Annotated in this window: 15 protein-coding genes and 1 pseudogene; 3 read left to right on the forward strand and 13 right to left on the reverse strand. The window is 67.7% G+C overall.

The genetic code is table 11. The features are described 5' to 3' along the window. Positions 1 to 299: 299 nt before the first annotated feature. A complete protein-coding gene (locus U0042_RS10715) occupies positions 300 to 887 on the forward strand; it encodes a YSC84-related protein (RefSeq protein ID WP_114810862.1) in 588 nt (195 codons plus the stop codon). Positions 888 to 1,083: 196 nt separating this feature from the next. Here U0042_RS10715 and U0042_RS10720 read toward each other — a convergent pair whose 3' ends face one another. From U0042_RS10720 to mltG, 11 genes are all read right to left on the reverse strand, one after another. Continuing rightward, entirely contained in the window at positions 1,084 to 2,151 is a 1,068-nt protein-coding gene (locus tag U0042_RS10720; RefSeq protein WP_114810861.1) for a glycosyltransferase family 4 protein, read from the reverse strand. A gap of 198 nt (positions 2,152 to 2,349) precedes the next feature. Then, positions 2,350 to 3,513: an AAA family ATPase gene (locus tag U0042_RS10725; protein ID WP_114810973.1), complete on the reverse strand. Its 1,164-nt coding sequence runs from the start codon at positions 3,511 to 3,513 to the stop codon at positions 2,350 to 2,352. 86 nt (positions 3,514 to 3,599) lie between these two features. Continuing rightward, complete coding sequence (gene otsA, locus U0042_RS10730; RefSeq protein WP_114810860.1) at positions 3,600 to 5,003, reverse strand: alpha,alpha-trehalose-phosphate synthase (UDP-forming); 1,404 nt, start codon at positions 5,001 to 5,003, stop codon at positions 3,600 to 3,602. Positions 5,004 to 5,267: 264 nt separating this feature from the next. Beyond that, complete coding sequence (locus U0042_RS10735) at positions 5,268 to 6,569, reverse strand: mechanosensitive ion channel family protein (protein WP_114810859.1); 1,302 nt, start codon at positions 6,567 to 6,569, stop codon at positions 5,268 to 5,270. 269 nt (positions 6,570 to 6,838) lie between these two features. After that, a complete protein-coding gene (locus U0042_RS10740) occupies positions 6,839 to 7,207 on the reverse strand; it encodes a Rap1a/Tai family immunity protein (RefSeq protein WP_017773902.1) in 369 nt (122 codons plus the stop codon). 167 nt (positions 7,208 to 7,374) lie between these two features. Further along, complete coding sequence (locus U0042_RS10745) at positions 7,375 to 8,076, reverse strand: ankyrin repeat domain-containing protein (RefSeq protein ID WP_232833367.1); 702 nt, start codon at positions 8,074 to 8,076, stop codon at positions 7,375 to 7,377. 225 nt (positions 8,077 to 8,301) lie between these two features. Continuing rightward, positions 8,302 to 9,093: a TatD family hydrolase gene (locus U0042_RS10750; RefSeq protein ID WP_114810858.1), complete on the reverse strand. Its 792-nt coding sequence runs from the start codon at positions 9,091 to 9,093 to the stop codon at positions 8,302 to 8,304. Positions 9,094 to 9,311: 218 nt separating this feature from the next. Continuing rightward, a complete protein-coding gene (locus tag U0042_RS10755; RefSeq protein ID WP_114810857.1) occupies positions 9,312 to 9,818 on the reverse strand; it encodes a GNAT family N-acetyltransferase in 507 nt (168 codons plus the stop codon). Positions 9,819 to 9,917: 99 nt separating this feature from the next. Next, positions 9,918 to 10,952, reverse strand: a complete 1,035-nt coding sequence (locus U0042_RS10760; RefSeq protein WP_114810856.1) for a DNA polymerase III subunit delta' — start codon at positions 10,950 to 10,952, stop codon at positions 9,918 to 9,920. A 98-nt stretch (positions 10,953 to 11,050) separates the two neighbouring features. Next, positions 11,051 to 11,671, reverse strand: a complete 621-nt coding sequence (tmk, locus tag U0042_RS10765) for a dTMP kinase (protein ID WP_114810855.1) — start codon at positions 11,669 to 11,671, stop codon at positions 11,051 to 11,053. Next, the gene (mltG, locus tag U0042_RS10770) at positions 11,672 to 12,688 is read right to left on the reverse strand and encodes an endolytic transglycosylase MltG (RefSeq protein WP_114810854.1); all 1,017 of its coding nucleotides are present in this window, start codon (positions 12,686 to 12,688) and stop codon (positions 11,672 to 11,674) included. A 78-nt stretch (positions 12,689 to 12,766) separates the two neighbouring features. On the opposite strand from mltG, the gene U0042_RS10775 reads away from it, so the two are divergent. Then, positions 12,767 to 13,816 carry a YgfZ/GcvT domain-containing protein gene (locus U0042_RS10775; protein ID WP_114810853.1) on the forward strand — a complete coding sequence of 350 codons (1,050 nt, stop codon included), beginning with the start codon at positions 12,767 to 12,769 and terminating at the stop codon, positions 13,814 to 13,816. Between the two features lie 45 nt (positions 13,817 to 13,861). After that, positions 13,862 to 14,680, forward strand: coding sequence for an NRDE family protein (locus U0042_RS10780; protein ID WP_114810852.1), 819 nt, complete (start codon positions 13,862 to 13,864; stop codon positions 14,678 to 14,680). Positions 14,681 to 14,764: 84 nt separating this feature from the next. Here the strand turns inward: U0042_RS10780 and U0042_RS10785 are convergent. Together U0042_RS10785 and U0042_RS10790 are read right to left on the reverse strand one after the other, a co-directional pair. Continuing rightward, positions 14,765 to 15,676, reverse strand: a pseudogene (locus U0042_RS10785) (alpha/beta hydrolase); the annotation flags it as partial. 35 nt (positions 15,677 to 15,711) lie between these two features. Further along, entirely contained in the window at positions 15,712 to 16,590 is an 879-nt protein-coding gene (locus tag U0042_RS10790) for an SDR family oxidoreductase (protein ID WP_114810851.1), read from the reverse strand. Positions 16,591 to 16,592: the final 2 nt, after the last annotated feature.

The following is a 16,592-nucleotide window of genomic DNA, read 5'->3' on the forward strand; positions in this document are numbered from 1 at the left end:
CTCGCTGCCACCGGGGCACACCGCTTGCTACTTCAGCCATGACTGAGGCATTCGCGGCATGCAAACCCGCCGCGCGCTGACACAGTGGCCGCCCCTCCGCTTGCCGCAGGCTCCGCCGCGCGTGCTGCCATGCATTTCGTACGAATCGCAGCACGCGTGACGAGCGCAATGTCACACGATGTCGCAGTGTGTCGCCTCAAGGGCGGCCGTCATGGACCCCGTGTTATAACGGGCCAGGCAGTTCCCGGCCGCCGCCGAGGGTGGGTGGCCGTTCCGGAAACCACAACGGAGAAAAAACGATGCAAAAACGCAACCTGATTCTGAAGGCTTCCACGGCGGTCCTGCTCGGCGCGCTCGCGCTCGCGGGCTGCACGACCACGCCTGACCAGTCGAATACGGCGTCGACCAATGCGTCCAAGCGCCACTCCATCGACGCGAGCGTGGACGGCACTCTGTCACGCCTGTATCAGACCGTGCCGGGCTCGCGCGAACTCGTAGCCAAGGCGCGTGGCGTGCTCGTGTTCCCGTCGGTGATCCAGGCCGGCTTCATCGTGGGCGGCCAGTACGGCGAAGGCGCGCTGCGCGTGGGCGGCAGCAGCGTCGGTTACTACAGCACGGCGACCGGCTCGTTCGGATTGCAGGCGGGCGCGCAGTCGAAGGCGATCGTCTTCCTGTTCATGACGCAGGACGCGCTCGACAAATTCCGCAGCTCGGAAGGTTGGGCGGTGGGCGGCGACGCCTCGGTGGCGCTCGTGAAGGTCGGCGCAAACGGCGCGATCGATTCGAACACGGCCACGGCGCCCGTTCAGGTCATCGTGCTGACCAATGCCGGCCTGATGGGCGACCTGTCGCTGACCGGCACGAAGGTTTCGCGCCTTCACATCTGAGTGATTCGAGTGCGGCGGCCAGTGCGGCGGGCTCCGGCCCGCTGCTAAATCCTCGACATACGACAGGCGCAGCCGGAGCCCAACGCGTGGGCTCCGGCTGCGCCTGTGTCGTTTCACCGGCTGGGCAACGACCGCTGGGTATCGTTGGCGCGCGCTGCGGTACCAGGGCGCGAAAGCCGCAAAGCGTGAAAGCGCTTCACGTCGTGGACGCGTCGATCACCTTGAAGCGTGAGCGCTTCTGCGCGCGAATCACGGACTGATACGCCTCCACGTACTGCTGCGCCATGCGGTGCGACGTGAAGCGCTCCTCGAAGCGCCGCCGCACGCCGGCGCGCGACACGCGATGCAGCCGGTTGACGGCGGCACAGGCGCCAATCTCGTCTTCCACGATGAAGCCGCTCACGCCTTCGTCCAGTACTTCCGGCACAGACCCGCGGTTGAACGCGATCACCGGCGTGCCGCAAGCCATCGCCTCGATCATCACGAGCCCGAACGGCTCGGGCCAATCGATGGGAAACAGCAGCGCGTGGGCGCCCGAGAGAAACTCGGCCTTCTGCGAATCGTCGATTTCGCCGATGTACTCGACATGCGGCAACGCCAGCAGCGGTTGGATTTCGCGGTCGAAGTATTCGCGGTCCGCAGCGTCCACCTTGGCCGCGATGCGCAGCTTCATGCCGCAGCGGCCCGCAATGCGGATCGCGGTATCCACGCGCTTTTCGGGCGAGATGCGTCCGAGGAACGCGAGGTAGCGCTGCTCCACCGGCTGCGGCGTGTAGAGCCGCTCAGGCAGCCCGTGGTAGACGGTGGTGAGCCATTTCGCCTGCGGCAGCGGCTGACGCTGCGCATTCGAAATGGAGACAACGTGCTGCGTGTTGAACGTGTCGAACACCGGCTGCTGTTCGGGCAGATCGAGGCGCCCATGCAGCGTGGTCACGAACGGCGTTTCCTGCCGCTTGAACACCGAAAACGAGTAGTAGTCCATGTGGAAATGCAGCACGTCGAACTGGTCGGCCTGACGGCGCACCAGTTCCATGAGCAGCATGTGCGGCGCGACGCGGTCGCGAATGCCGGGGTCGAGCCGCAGCGCACGCGGCCATACCGGTTCGAGCTTCGCGCTCGTGATCGAGTCGCCGCTGGCAAAAAGCGTCACGTCATGACCGAGTTCCACCAGCGCTTCGGTGATGTACGAGACCACGCGCTCCGTACCGCCGTAGAGCTTCGGCGGCACCGATTCGGTCAACGGTGCGATCTGCGCAATTCTCATTGGTGTCTCCATGAAGCGGCCTGAACGCCATGTCTGAGCCGGGGTTCGCGCGCGCACTTGCCACGCACGGCGGGCACGGCCAATAGGTCGATTATTGTTCAGCGGCCGCCCCGGCGCCCCTGGTATTTCAATTGAAAAGCGCTGTTACAGCCGCGAAACAGTATGCCTTTCGAGGAAAACGGCCGCCGCGGGGGGCGCTTAGCGCGCCGGCCACTTCCAGGCGGGCAGATCGAGTTCGTCGGCCTGCGCGATACGCGTGGCGCCCAGGTTCTTTTCGAGCACGATCGACTGGCTGCCGCCCTCGCGCTCCAGCGCCGCGATGAGCCGCGCCGCATGCGAGACGACGAGCACCTGCGAGCGCGTGGCGGCATCGGCAATCAGCCTGGCCAGCGCGGGCAACAGATCGGGATGCAGGCTCGTTTCCGGCTCGTTGAGCACGAGCAGCGCGGGCGGCCGCGGCGTGAGCAGCGCCGCGACGAGCAGCAGGTAGCGCAGCGTGCCGTCCGAGAGCTCCGCGGCCTTGAGGGCCCGCAGCAGGCCATGCTGCTGCATGGTCACTTCGAAGCGGCCATCGTGATTGACGACCGCCACGCTCGAGCCGGGAAACGCGTCTTCCACGGCGGCATCGAGCGCCCGCGGGTTGCCGATCTCGCGGATGGTCTGCCAGGCGGCGGCGAGGTCCGCCCCGTCGTCGGCCAGCACCGGCGTATGCGTGCCGATCTGCTGCTGGCGCGCGGGCGCCTCGGCGTCGGTGCGGAAGTGGTCGTAGAAGCGCCACGAGCGGATCTGCTCGCGCACGGCGATCATCTCGGGCGCGGTCTTCGGGTCCGAGAACTCGGTCATCATGCTGTCGAAGCTCGCGATGGGCTGCGCGACGGGCGCCCACTCGCCCTCCTCGTCGCGCGTGCGCAGCGTCGGGCCCTGGCGGTCCACGAGCAGCGCCGACGGGCGTAGCACCGGCCCGCTCCAGATGCATTCGCGCTTGATGATGGGGTCCAGCTGGAACTGCGAGACGCCGGGCAACGGCAGACCCAGGTCGATCGCGTAACCGAACGTGTCGCCGGCAAAGCCGAGCCGCAAGCTCACGGGCTCTTTGCGGCGCGTGCCCTGCACGGGCACCTCGCCCGCGAGCATGCCGCGCGAGAAGCGCTCGGGGCCCGCCCAGAGCGTGGACGGCAAGCCGCCTTCGCGTGCGAGCGACGGTATCAGCCCACCGCGTGCCGTGGCCGCGAGCAGGCGCAGCGCCCGGTAGAGGTTCGACTTGCCGCTGCCGTTGGGCCCCGTCACCACGTTGAGCGCCGCGAGCGGCACCACCAGCTCGCGCAGCGACCGGTAACCCGCGATGGCGAGCGTGCCGAGCATCGGCTCGCTTTTGCGTTCATCGCTCATGGCGAAATGCTCTCGCCTGCGAAGCGTTCCTGGCGGGTGTCGTCATGCCGTTATGCCCCTCACGCCTCGCGCTTCAGGCTGCGCAGGTCGCGCAGGAACGAGTCGCGCCACACGCCGAGATCGTTCTTTCTCAACGCCGTCATATTGGTCTCGTAGCGCGCCTTGCGCTCGGCGAGCGGCATTGCCAGCGCCTGTTGCAGGGCCTCGCTCATGCCGATGGCGTCGTGCGGATTGACGAGCAGCGCCCCGGAAAGCTCCGCGGCCGCGCCCGCGAAGATGGAGAGCACGAGCACGCCCGGATCGTCCGGGTTCTGCGCGGCCACGTATTCCTTCGCGACGAGGTTCATGCCGTCGTGCAGCGGCGTGACGAAGCCGATCTGCGATTCGCGAAAGAGCGACATCAGCTTCCAGCGGTCGTAGCGCTGGTTCAGATAGCGGATGGGCGTGTAGTCGAGCGCGGAAAAGCGGCCGTTGATGCGCCCGGCTTCGCCCTCCAGCTCCTGGCGGATCTGCTGGTAGGTATCGACGTCCGAGCGCGTGGGCGGCGCGATCTGCACGAGCGTGACGTTGCCGCGCCATTCGGGCGCGCGCTCCAGCAGTTGTTCGAAGGCGCGAAAGCGCTCGACGAGACCCTTCGAATAATCGAGCCGGTCGACGCTCATGATGAGCTTGCGCCCTTCCAGGCTCTGCTTCAGATCGAGCACGTGCTGGCGGCTTTCGTAGCGCTTCGCCTGCTCGGCGATCTCGTCGGGGAATACGCCGATGCGATACACCCCGGTGTGCAACGTGCGGCCGAACGCCGAAGCGACCGCGCCTTCGCCCTCGCCCGTGTCCGTCACTTCGCCGCGCGCATGGCGCACGAGGTAGTCGTGGAATGCGACCTGGTCGTTGCGCGTCTGGAAGCCGATCAGGTCGTAGCAGCACAACGACTTCACCAGTTCTTCGTGCGGCGGAATGTTGAGCAGGATCTGCGGCGCGGGAAACGGAATGTGCAGGAAGAAGCCGATCGGGTTCGTCACGCCCTCGGCGCGCAGGGCCTCGGCAAACGGAATCAGATGGTAGTCGTGGACCCAGATGACGTCGTCGGGCTCGATCAGCTTCGTGAGCTTGTGCGCGAGCCAGGCGTTCACGCGCCGGTAGCCCGCGTATTCGTCGCGCTCGTAGCGCGCGAGATCGTTGCGGTAATGGAAGACCGGCCAGAGCGTGGCGTTCGAAAAGCCGCGGTAGTACTGGTCGTAGTCCTTGCGCGTGAGGCCCACGGTGGCGAAGGTGACGGACCCCTCCTGCTCCAGCACGGGGCCCGCGTTGGCCACGGTCTCGCTCACCACGTCGCCGCTCCAGCCGAACCACACGCCGCCCGCGTCCTTGAGCGCGCCGAATACGCCGACGGCGAGGCCGCCCGCGGACCCTTTCGTCTCCGTGGGCGTGGCCACACGGTTCGATACTACGATCAGTCTGCCCATGAAACCTGTTCTCCCGATTCCTGTTGTGTCGAGTGTTCGTCTGCTCTCGTTGTGCCGGTCTCGTGGCGTGTAGTGGCGATGCTTGTCGTGATGATGCTTGTGGCTGGGAAACTTGTCGCGCCTCTCGCCGGGGCGCTGGGTACTCGATTCTGCGTGCCTGCGCGGCCTTGGCCGCTGTAGCGGTCGTGAACGGCCCGGCCGCAGTCTCGTATCGCGCCGCCGCCGGTCTGATCGCGAGGCAGCCTCGCCGGGTCTTTTAGCGGCCTATCGGTCCGGCGCTCGCGCGTGCGTCGGCGAGGTGCTTTTCGCGTCGCCGTCGACGGCCGCCAGTCCATCGCCTGCTCGCGCCCCGCCACCGTCAGGCGGACGTCCGGCGCGCCCTCCGCCTTGCGCGCTGCGGCCTGCCACCGGGTCGGCCTCGGTGTGGGCGGCCGTGCTCGAGGCATGGTGCCGCGCGCCCGGCGCGTGGTGGTCGTGCCCTCCACGCATGCTGCTCTCCAGTTCCGCCGACACTTCGGCCCGCGCACGCGGCAGATACTGCGGGTAATGCTGGTTCACGAAGTCGAGCAGACCCTCGCGCACGCGGCAGCGCAAGTCCCAGTTCAGCCCCGAATCCTGCGAGCTCACGAGAATGCGCAACTGCATCGCCCGTTCGCTGGTGTCGGTCACTTGCAGCACCTGCACGCGCCGGTCCCACTCCGGCGCGTCGGTGACGAGGCGCGCCAGTTCCTCGCGCAGCGGCGCGAGCGGCATGCGGTAGTCGAGCCAGAGATACACGGTGCCGATGATCTCCGCGCTGCTGCGCGTCCAGTTGGTGAACGGGTTTTCGATGAACCACTGGAGCGGCACGATCAGCCGGCGCTGATCCCACAGCCGCACCGAAACGTAGGTGCCCGTGATCTCTTCGATGCGGCCCCACTCGCCCTGAATGACCACCACGTCGTCCAGCCGGATGGGCTGGGACAGCGCGATCTGCAGCCCCGCGATCAGATTGCCGAGCACCGGCCGCGCGGCGATACCGGCCACGAGGCCCGCCACGCCGGCCGAGGCCAGCAGGCTCGCGCCGATCTGCCGTACGTTCGGAAACGTCATGAGCGCGGCGCCCACGCCGACGATCACGATCACCACCATCACCGACCGTGCCAGCACGCGCGCCTGCGTGTGGATGCGGCGCGCCTGGAGGTTGTCCGCGGTATCGAGCGGATGCGCCTCGATGATCGCTTCGCCGATGGCGGCCGCCGAGCGCACCGAGAGCCACGTTATCCCGCCGATCAGCGCGAACGCCGCGAGATCACGCAGGGTGCCGATGAAATGGAGCGTATCCGGCGCCTCCCACCAGACGATTTCGAGCATGAGAATCGCGAGAACGAAGAGCGCCGGCTTGTCGATGTAGCGCAGAAAGACGCTCAGGATCGGATACGGCCTCGCGATGCGGGTGAGCACGCGTCCGCCCACCCAATGCACGCCGAAGGCCAGCGCAAGCCCGATGGCGGTGAACAGCAGCGTACCCGGCCACGCCTCCAGCGGCGCGGAAGCGATGCGTTCGAGATCGTCGATTGTGATCATGAGCGGCCTTTTCCTCCTTCTCCCTGGCGCGGGAAGACAGGCGATTAAGCAGGCAACCAGGCAGGCGACTAAGCCGGCAGCTAATCAGGCAACTTTTCACGCAACCTGTCAGGCACCCCGGCGGGCGCCTGGTTGCACGCGAAGCGAGGCGACAAGCGGCAGCGGTCGCGCTCGCAGCCCGCCTCGGAACACCCGCGTGGCCGCCTCAGCAAGCTTCTCCGCGCGCGTCCAGGGCGCGGCGGCGATGCGACGCCGCCCGGCTCCCGGCACTAGTTACCGGTCTTGCAGGGAAAGGCCTTGCCGAGCCCCAGAGAAACCGCCGTGCTGGCGTTGTAGCCCGCCACGTTCGGATTGTCGGCAATGTACTTGCGTACCGCGTCCGTCAGTTGCGCCGAGCGTGCGTCCGGAGGCAGGCAGAAGTATTGACCCACGCGCGGGCCGGTGGTGCCGCCGATGGCGTCGATAGTATTGAACACGCCGTCTGCCGCGCCTTCGATGTAGGCCGCGCATGCGGCACGCGACGCCACGTCCGTTTTCATGCAGAGGCGGTTGAGGTCGCTCGCCGTGAACGCAAAGGCGGCGACCGGCAAGACAAGCGCGCCGGCGCAGGCGCCGGCCCGGATCAGAACCCGCAGCATGATTCTCCCTTGATGCATACGTGTGGCCCGGCGCGGTCGCGCGCAGGATGCGCCCGGCGCCGCAGCCGGCCGAAAAAGAGGATGCAACGATCGCGCAAGAAAAGCGAGCAATGCAACGATGCGCCGCGTGGGCGGTCCGTCATTCCCGCGCGCGGCGCATCAACCCGCTATTTTGCACCGTTTTGCGGTGCCGACGCAGCCGCCGGAGCCTGCTGCTGCATCTGCGCGATACGGGCCGTGAGGCCTTCCACCACGTCCGGCGCCTTGTAGTGCTTCGCGAAATCGAGCGCCGTCAGACCCAGCTGGTTCTTCAGGTTGAGATCGGCGCCGTTGTCGAGCAGCAGCTTGACTGTCGAGATGTGGTTGCCACGTGCAGCCATCATGAGCGGCGTGGTGCCGTTCGGCGAGGCCGCGTCGATATAGGCCGACTGGTCGAGCAGCACCTTCACGACGTCGTCCTGGCCGTTCGCCGCCGCGTAATGCAGCGGCGCCCAGCCCTTCTTGTTGACCTCGGCGCCCTTCGCGATGAGGAGCTTCACGAGGTCGAGGTCGCCGTTCAGCGCCGCGAGCATCATCGCGTTCTCGCCGGCCTTGTCTTGCGCTTCGATATTGGTCTTCGGATTCGCGACGAGCGCCGCGGCCACCTTGTTGGACTGTTCGCGCGCCGCAAGCACGAGGAGCGGAATGCCCTGGTCGTCCGTGAGGTTCGGGTCCATGCCGTTCGCGAGCTGCTTGTTGACTTCCTTCACGTCGTCGAACTTCACGGCCTTGATCATGGTGTCCGCGGGCGCGGCGTGCACGGGCGACGCCACCCATGCGACGGCGAACCCCGCGACAAGCGCGAAAGACGTGGCGCCGCGCCGCAGCACGGCCGATACGGCCCTTGCGCTCGATGCCGCCGATTCCGCAAGAGCGCCGATACGCCGCGACGAAGCCGCCCCGTCATGGCTCACCGAAGAACCGTCTGCCAGAAAACCCGCAATAGCGCGCGAAGGCCGAAGATAAAATTTCATGCTTTACCTTAAGTTATTTGTCTATGTAGCTGATAATACTGGAACATTTACCGCCGCATCACGGCTTTCACCGCCGCGCCTTCAAACGTCCTGAGGCGCGGGAATGCGAAACAGCCGGAAGAAGTTGCGCGTAGTCGCGTCGGCGACCACGGCCTCAGGCACCTCGCGCTGCTGGGCAATGAACCTTCCGACATAACTCACGTACGCAGGTTCATTGGGCTTGCCGCGATACGGCACCGGCGCGAGATACGGCGAATCGGTTTCGATCAGGAGGCGCTCGAGCGGCACGCGCCGCGCCACCTCCTGAACATCGGTGGCGCTCTTGAACGTGACGATGCCCGAGAGCGAAATGTGGAAGTTCTGCGCGAGCGCCCGTTCGGCCACGGGCCAGGGCTCCGTGAAGCAGTGCATCACGCCGCCGGGCACGCCGGCGCGCTCCTCTTCCATGATCCGCAGCGTGTCGTCCGACGACGCCCGCGTATGGACGATGAGCGGCTTGCCGGTGGCATGCGCCGCGCGGATGTGCGTGCGAAAGCGCTCGCGCTGCCATTCCATGTCGGCGATGGTGCGTTCGCCGAGGCGGTAGTAGTCGAGCCCGGTCTCGCCGATCGCCACCACCTTCGGGTGCTGCGCGAGTTCGACGAGTTCGGCCACGGTCGGCTCCTTCGCGTCCTCGTGATCGGGATGCACGCCCACCGATGCGTAGACGTTCTCGTAGGTGCCGGCGATCTCGAGCACCGCGGGCAGCGTCTCCAGATCGACGGACACGCACAGCGCGTGGCTCACGTCATGCGAGCGCATGTTTTCGAGCACCTGCGGCAGCCGGTCGCCGAGTCCTTCGAAGTTGATGTGGCAATGCGAGTCGACAAACATGAGGACATCCCTGCGTGGGTCGGTTATGGGTGGATTGCGGACGACAGTTGCGTGGTTTGACCCGCGAGTGCCGCAGACGTGCCGACGGCTTGCGGCCTCGCTTGCGTCGGGTTTGCGCAAGGCTTCCCTTCTACGCGGCTGGCGGCAGACTCAGCCCGGCATCGAGCGACATCAAGCGGTACCGGCGGCATAGGCAGTACCGGCGGTTTCATCGGGCATCACTTCCCGGCGTCGAGCCGCTTGCCGAGAATCACGAGATCGCGCTCCACGCCGTCCAGCACCGCGACGCGTGGCAGCGTGCCCCAAGTCTCGAAGCCATAGGCGCGAAAGAGCCGCAGGCTCGGTTCATTGTGGCCGAAGATGAAACCCAGCACCGAATGAATGCCGAGCCCCGGCGCCGCCTGAAGGGCTGCCGCGAGCAGTTGCCGGCCAAGGCCTTTACCGCGCACCGTCTCGTCCAGATAGATGCTGACTTCCGAGGTATGCCGGTACGCCGGCCGGCCATAGAAGTCCGAGAAACTGAGCCAGGCGACCACGCCGCCGGCCTCCTCGACGACCCATAGCGGCCGCGTGGCAGGCCCATGCGCATGGAACCACGGCACCCGGCTCTCCACGCTGACGGGTTCCAGGTCGGCCGTGACCTGGCGCGAGGCAACCGTGGAGTTATAGATGGCGACGATAGCGGGCAGATCGTCGAGCGTGGCATCGCGATACGAAAGCGTCATGGCGGATATCCGGCTGGGCGTATAGATGGCTTCGGGACGGCAAGGGTCTGCAACGGTGCAAGGCGACGGCGGCGTAAGCACGAGGCCATGGCGCCCCCGTCAGCCGAACAGCTCCCGATAACCGAGAAACAGCTCCTCGAAAACCAGACGCGCGTTGAGCGGGTGGTTCTCCACCCGGCGCTGGCGCGTGACGGCTCTCTGGAAACGCGCGAACGCGTCGGGGTTCATCTCCGTCGCGCAACGGGCGAGCGCGGGCGCAGCCTGCGGGAAGTAGCGCGGCCGGCCCGCCGTGCGCTGCGCCAGCAGATCGTAGAGCCAGCGTTGCAGCCAGCCGATCACGAGCGGCACGGGCAGCTTCTGCAGCGTCTCGCCGCAGGCGAACGCGTCGCAGCGTGGCCCGGAGGCAAGCTGGGCGAGCGTCCAGTCGCGCAGCGTGCGGTTCTCGTCGTGCGCGAGCGCGCGTGCGGCGAGCGGCGCACCGCCCGCTTCGGCGAGCAGTGCCTCGGCATCGTCGGCGCCCTGCGCTTTGAGCCACCGGGCGGCGGCTCCAGCTGACGGCGTGCTCATCGGCCACTGGCGGCAGCGGCTCACGATGGTGGGCAGCAGGCGGTCGATACGCGCCGACACCAGCAGAAACACCACACCCGCCGGCGGTTCCTCGAGCGTCTTCAGCAACGCGTTAGCCGCCGCGACATTGAGCGCCTCGGCCGGATAGAGCACCACCACGCGCATGCCGCCGCGGTGCGAGCCGATGCCGCTGAAGTCCAGCAGCGCACGCACCTGCTCGATCTTGATTTCCTTGCTCAGCGTGCGGGTCTTCTTGCCGTCGTCGGCGTCGTCCTTCTCGGGCTTGCCTTCGTCGGCGGCGGTCGCCCCCAGTTCGGCGGCGAGCGCTTCGGGCACCACGATGCGGTAGTCCGGGTGATTGCCCTGCTCGAACCAGTTGCACGCTGCACAGGCGCCGCACGGCTCGCCGTTCGCCTGAGGGGCCTCGCAGAGCAGCCCCTTGGCCAGATGCCGGGCGAAGTCGAGCTTGCCGATACCGGCCTGCCCGTGCAGCAGCAGCGCATGCGGCCAGTGCGCGCGCAGTTGCTGAAGGCGATTCCAGTCGTCGGCCTGCCACGGATAGATCATTGTTTGTCTTTTCTAATCAATTTATTACGCAAGATTCTTCGTGCAACACATGAGGTCATTCCGGTCGTCGCGCCCCGCGAGCCGTGGCGGCGTATGCCTCAGAGCGCCGCCACGATCCCGTCCAACTGCCGGCGAATCTCTTCGATGCTTTGCGTCGAGTCGACAATCGCGAAGCGATACGGCGCCTCTTCGGCCCGACGCAGGTACTCGGCACGGGTGCGCGTGAAAAAGGCGTCGGACTCGCTCTCGAAGCGGTCAGGCTCGCGCGCCGCGCCGCGCCGGGCGCTGGCGGTTTCCGGCGGCACGTCGAAAAGCACCGTGAGGTCGGGCTGGAAGCCGCCCTGCACCCAGCGCTCCAGCGCTTCGAGCTTGTCGCGCGGCAACCCGCGGCCGCCGCCCTGGTAGGCAAAGGTGGCGTCGGTGAAACGGTCCGAGAGCACCCAGTCGCCGCGCACGAGCGCCGGCTCGATCACCTGGGCCAGATGCTCGCGGCGCGCGGCGAACATCAGCAGCGCCTCGGTTTCGAGATCCATGGCTTCGTGCAGCAGGATATGGCGCAGGGCTTCGCCGAGCGGCGTGCCGCCCGGCTCGCGCGTCATCACCACGGCGTGCCCCGTGGGGCCCACCTTCTGTTCGAGGCGCTCGCGCAGCCAGCCGAGATGGGTGGTCTTGCCCGCGCCGTCTATGCCCTCGAGCGTAATGAATTTGCCGCGCGCCATTTATTGCCCTCGGATGTACTTGTCGACGGCCTTGTTGTGATCGCCGAGCGTGTCAGAAAAGATGCTGGTGCCGTCGCCGCGCGACACGAAATAAAGCGCCGCGCTAGGTGCCGGATTCACGGCCGCCTGCAGCGACGCGACCGACGGCAGCGAAATGGGCGTGGGCGGCAGCCCCATCCTCGTGTAGGTATTGTAGGGAGTGTCCGCCTGCAGATCGCGCCGATGGATACGCCCCGTATAGCTCGCGCCCATGCCGTAGATCACCGTGGGGTCGGTCTGCAGCGGCATGCCCGCGCGCAGCCGGTTCGCGAAGACGGCGGCCACGAGCGGCCGGTCCGCGGGCTTGCCGGTCTCCTTCTCGATGATCGACGCCATCGTCAGCGCCTCGTACGGCGTGCGGTACGGCAAGCCGGGCGCACGCCCGGCCCAGGCCTCGGCGAGCCGCTGCTGCATCAGGCGGTAGGCGCGGCGGTACACGTCCAGATCGCTCGTACCCTTGTCGAACAGGTACGTATCCGGAAAGAACAGGCCCTCGGCGTTGCCGAGCGGCGGCGTCTCGGCGGCGCCGATTGCCTTCAGCAAGTCGGCGTCGCTCATGCGGGCCGTCTGGTGCGTGAGCGCCGTGTTCGCGTCGATTTCCGCGCGCATGTGCCTGAAGGTCCACCCTTCGATGATGGTCGCGGCAAACTCGTTCACGTCGCCGCGCGCGAGCTTTTGCAGCACCTGCCACGGCGTCACGCCCGCCTTGAACTCGTAGTTGCCGGCCTTCACCTGGCTCTGCAGGCCCACCACGCGGGTCATGGCCACGAACAGGTCCGGCTCCACGGGCACGCCGCCGCGCACGAGCTGCGCGGTCACGCTGCGCAAGGTGCTGTGCGGCGCAATGGTGACGTCGAGTTGGGGAGCGGCAAGCTTGACGGGGCTCGTCGCCCAATACCAGGCGGACCAGCCGCCCGCCGCGACCGCCAGGACGACGAGCGCCATGCCGGCGGCGAGACATTTCTTCAGCAGGGTCATGCGAAACAGGGCTCAGATGGACCCCATATAATACTTGCTTGCCCTCGCTCAAGTCAGGATTGACTCAATCCCGTTTCCATGAACTCACCGCTCGCTACCGCCCCGGCCACGGCGGCCGTCACCGCCGCCCCCGTTCCGCTTGAACGCCCCGCTGCCGGCGACTTCGACGCCGTGCTGGAGCGCGGCGCCTGGATGCGCCTCACGCAGTTCGGCGCCATCGACGCCACGGGCGACGACGCCGCCAGCTTCCTGCACAACCAGCTCACCAACGACGTCCAGCACCTCGATGCCGCCAACGCGCGCCTCGCGGGCTACTGCTCGCCGAAGGGCCGCCTGCTCGCGTCGTTCCTCACCTGGCGCACGGGCGAGACGATCCGCCTGCTGCTGTCGAAGGACGTGCAGCCGGCGGTGCAAAAGCGGCTTTCCATGTTCATCCTGCGCGCCAAGGCGAAGCTCGCGGACGCAAGCGACGCCATCGCGGTAATCGGCCTCGCCGGCGACGTGCGCGGTGCGCTTTCGCGCGTGTTCGACGCGCTGCCCGACGGCGTGCACGTGAAGGTGGACGGCGCGGCGGGGTCACTGATCCGCGTGCCGGACGCCGCGGGGCGCCTGCGCTATCTGTGGGTCGGACCGAAGGCCGAGGTCGAAGCACGGCTCGGGACGCTCGCGGAACTCGCGCAGGTCGCGCCCGCCGTGTGGGACTGGCTCGATATCCGTGCAGGCGAGCCGCGCATTACGCAGCCGGTCGTCGAGCAGTTCGTGCCGCAGATGGTCAATTACGACGTGCTGGGCGGCGTCAATTTCCGCAAAGGCTGCTACCCCGGCCAGGAAGTGGTGGCGCGCAGCCAGTATCGCGGCACGATCAAGCGGCGCACGGCGCTTGCGCGAATCGGGGCCGACGCGGCGCCCGGTGCCCTCCACGCGGGCGCCGAACTGTTCCATTCGGACGATCCCGGCCAGCCGTGCGGGATGGTGGTCAACGCCGCGGCGGCGCCCGCCGGCGTCTACGACGTACTCGCGGAGATCAAGCTCGCCGCGCTCGAATCCGGCTCCGTGCACCTGGGCGCCGCGGACGGCCCCGCGCTCGCGTTCGAGCCGCTGCCCTATTCGCTGCCCGTCGAGGCTTGACGCGGTGACGGCCGGCAGTCTTCGCAGCAGGGCCGGCGCGGCGCCATGTGTCTGATCGTGTTCGATTGGCGCCCCGACGCCACCGAGGGCGCGCTCTTCACGCTCGCCGCCAATCGCGACGAATTCTTCCGGCGCACTGCCGAGCCGATGCACTGGTGGTCCGAGGTGCCCACGCTGCTGGCTGGGCGCGATCTCGTGGGCGGCGGCACGTGGCTCGGCATGACGCGCGATGGCCGCTTCGCCGCGCTCACCAACTACCGCGCCCCGCGCGAGATGCGCGCCGATGCACCGACGCGCGGCACGCTGGTCTCCGCGTGGCTCACGGAGCCTCGCACCACGCCGCTCGACTACTTGCGGCGCGTGGCACGCGACGGCGAGATCTACAACGGCTTCAATTTGATCGTGGGCGACTGGACGCGGCGCGAACTCGGCTGGTACTGCAACCGGTCGAGTGCTCCGCCCGCGCTGCTCGAAGCCGGCACCCACGGCATTTCGAACGCGGTGCTCGACACGCCGTGGCCCAAGCTCGTGCGCAAGCGCAGCGAACTGGCGGCGCGCCTCGCGGCCGACTCCAACGCGCCGCTCGCAAGCCTCGTCGAGATGATGCGCGACCCGCAACTGGCGCGCGACGACGAACTGCCGGCCACCGGCATCACGCTCGAACGCGAGCGCGCGCTCTCGGCGGCGTTCATCGACACCCCCGACTACGGCACGCGCGGCACGACAGCCCTACGCGTGACCGTGCGCGGCGAAGCGATCAGCGTGGAAGTGACCGAACGCAGCGACGACAACGGGTCTCACCGCATCGCACGGCCGGGGCACTATGAGCGCGAGTACGCGTTCGATGTGACGCGCACGCTGTAACGCGTGCAGAGACGGGCCGCGTGCGGCAGCGGCAACACAGCACGCGACACCGCGCTCGCCGCCCGAACCGCCCCACCCCGCCGCAAACGCCCCGCGCAGCGCCGCAGCCGCATCGGCATGTGCCTGCGCAACCTCGGGCACGAAGCCGCCCATCTTGAAGAACTCGTGGATCATGTCCGGATAGCTGCGCAACGTGACGGTGTTGCCCGCCGCGCGCAGCTTGACGGCATAAGCCTCGCCTTCGTCGCTGAGCGGGTCGTAGCCGGCAATCGCGATCCACGCGGGTGCGAGATGATCGAACGACGGCGCGCCGCGTTCGCCGTCGAGCGGCGCAAACCGCCAGTCGTTGCGATCGTCGGGCTCGCGCACGTACTGGGCGAAGAACCACTGAATGGTGTCGCCCGAGAGCAGATAGCCTTCGGAGAGCCGCGCGTGCGACTCCGTCTGCTGATGCGCAGAGGTGCCGGGATAGATCAGCAGTTGCAGCGCGAGCCGGATGCCCGCGTCGCGCGCGAGCACGGCACAGACCGTGGCCAGCGTGCCGCCGGCGCTGTCGCCGCCCACCGCGATGCGGTGCGCGTCGATGCCGTAGACGGCCGCGTTCGCATGAAGCCACGCGAGCGCATCGAACGCGTCGTTCACGGCCGTGGGGAAACGATGCTCGGGCGCGAGCCGGTAGTCGACGGACAGCACCGCGCAATGTGCGTCGTGCGCGAACATGCGGCACAACGCGTCGTGCGTGTCCACACTGCCCACGGTGAAACCGCCGCCGTGGTAGTAGACGAGCGCGGGCAGCGGCTCGGCCCATTGCGGCTCGACGGGAAAATAGAGCCGCGCGCGGATGGTAGCGCCGTCGCGCACGGGCACCTCGATGTCCTCGACGGAAAACATCGGGGCACTCGCAATTTCGAGAATGGGCGCGCTGCGCTCGTAGGAGGCACGCGCTTCGGCGGGCGTCAGATCGTGATACGGCGGCCGCCCGGCGCGCGCCACCATGTCGAGAATCAACGCGACCTTCGGGTTCAGCTGCGTCACGCCGAGTACCCCGTCTCGGGTTTCAGCGACATCGGGTCCGTGGGGTTGCGCATGAGTTCGATGTCCTCGTGGCGCAGATGCACCGAAGGCAGAATCGCGGGATGCGTGAGGATGTAGAAGCGCCGCTCGCGCACGGCGTCGAACGTGAGGCCGGCCACGTCGGCGGCCGAGAGCTTGCCCGACTTCACCGCGCGCTGAAGCTGCACTTGCGCGACGGCCTGCGAGCGCGTGGGCGCCTCGGTGTTGCGCAGCGCCTCAGGCCGCGCGCGATACGATTCTGCGATGCCGGTGGGCACGAACGCGGGACACAGCAACGAGCAGCCCACCTCGGTCCCCACGATCCGCAGGTCGTGGTAGAGCGTTTCGGTCAACGCCACCACCGCATGCTTCGACACGTTGTAGACACCCATGGCGGGCGGCGCGAGCAGCCCTGCTACCGACGCCGTGTTGACGATGTGCGCCGGCTCCTTCTGCCGCAGCATGATGGGCGCGAACACGCGCACGCCGTGCGCCACGCCCATCACGTTGACGCCGAGCACCCACGTCCAGTCCTTTTCGGTGTTCTCCCAGACGAAGCCGCCCGTGCCGACGCCCGCGTTGTTGAAGAGCAGATGCACCTTGCCGAAGGTATCGAGCGCGGCCTGCGCCAGCGCTTCGACCTGCGCGGATTGCGACACGTCGGTCGTCACGCCCACGGCTTCGGCGCCCTGGTCGCGCAGTGCGGTCACACAGGCGGCGAGTGCGTCGCCGTCGACATCGGCGAGCACGAGTTTCATACCGAGCGCCGCGGCCTTCTGAGCGAAGGCCCGGCCGAGCCCGCTCGCGGCGCCGGTCATGACGGCCACCTTGCCGCCGAACTCGAAGGGAATGGTCATAT

It is taken from the genome of Paraburkholderia kururiensis (genome assembly GCF_034424375.1).
Lineage (GTDB): Bacteria > Pseudomonadota > Gammaproteobacteria > Burkholderiales > Burkholderiaceae > Paraburkholderia > Paraburkholderia kururiensis_A.